This is a genomic window from Acidovorax sp. LjRoot204 (assembly GCF_056175785.1).
In genome coordinates this window covers 1-1,087 of record NZ_JBGFFF010000370.1, presented here as the reverse complement: position 1 = coordinate 1,087, position 1,087 = coordinate 1, and the positions used below count along the sequence as shown (strand labels likewise).

At 63.9% G+C, this 1,087-nt stretch carries 1 protein-coding gene and 1 pseudogene; one reads left to right on the top strand and one right to left on the bottom strand.

What is annotated here, in order from left to right:
• Positions 1-222: hypothetical protein (locus AC04MI_RS25465; protein ID WP_476499080.1), on the bottom strand; the 222-nt coding region annotated here is incomplete at its 3' end.
• A 508-nt stretch (positions 223-730) separates the two neighbouring features.
• Here AC04MI_RS25465 and AC04MI_RS25460 point away from each other — a divergent pair.
• Positions 731-1,087 (top strand): annotated as a pseudogene (locus AC04MI_RS25460) (hypothetical protein); the annotation flags it as partial.

Here is a 1,087-nt window from a genome sequence, read left to right as displayed (position 1 = left end):
GAGCAGGACGACGGCGCGGTCCGGGTCATGGCCCATGTAGGGGCTGACCAGCAGCTGGCCGATGAGCCGGTCGAAGCCGTGCCGCACCTTGGCCGGCTCTGGGTGCGCCGCATACATGGCGCGCAGCATCGACACCACCGCACTGAACTGCGTTCCCAGGACCTCCATGGCGCCCAGGCGGCCGCTCGCCTCGAAGACTGCTTGTGGATCGGGGGTGGTCATGCGGGGCTCCCGTCTCGGTGTTGAGGCGCCAGAACGTAAAAAGAGGCCTAAAGGATTACATCTCAATCCAAAATCCCCAAAGCTGGTGACATTGCCGCCGAAGAGCGTGAGATTTGTCACGGTGGCCGCGGCCTGCCTGGGCGCCATTGCCATCGCGGTTCGATATCGCGCTCGGTCCCACCGTGCCAATCGCCGCCGTTGGGTGTGGGCTGATGTCCCGAGCTTGCAGCGAGGGTTTGGATCTTGTTGTCCCGCATATCCAAAGGCCAAAGGCCCGGCCGGATTGCAGGCTGTGTTACGCGGTACGCGCTCCCCCGCGTAACGTAGCAACAGCCAAAAGCTTGGGTGCCTGTGACGAACGGCGCTGCTTCCGCCGCACGCATGAATGGAGAAAAAGCCTTTTTAATCAACCGTTTGCAATAAATCGCACGAGGCTTCCCCGGAGTGGAAGGGCAGTGGCACGCATGTTGCCACTTGTGACCATCCAATAAACGAGGAGGCCTCTCACATGACCGCGTCGCAGACATCGATTCCATCCACTTCCGGAGCCGTCAACAACGACGTTGCACCGGTGGTCATCGCCCAAGCCACGGTGACCCCCATCGCTCCGATGGGATCGTCTCCAGTGCCGCCGGTCGCCGCCCCCGGGCCGTCCAGCATCGGATCGCTTTCCAATGCCACACCCGGCACCGCGCTGATTCGCGACGGCGTCCGGATTCCCGTGGACGGCAGCCACGCCCTTCTCACCGGCGACCGCGTGCTGGTCCCCGAAGGTGGCCAGGCCGAGGTGTTGTTTCCGGGCTCGCCTTCCAACAAGGCGCCGCTGGCCGGCGTCTTTACCGGCGGCACCGACGCAACGCTCGGA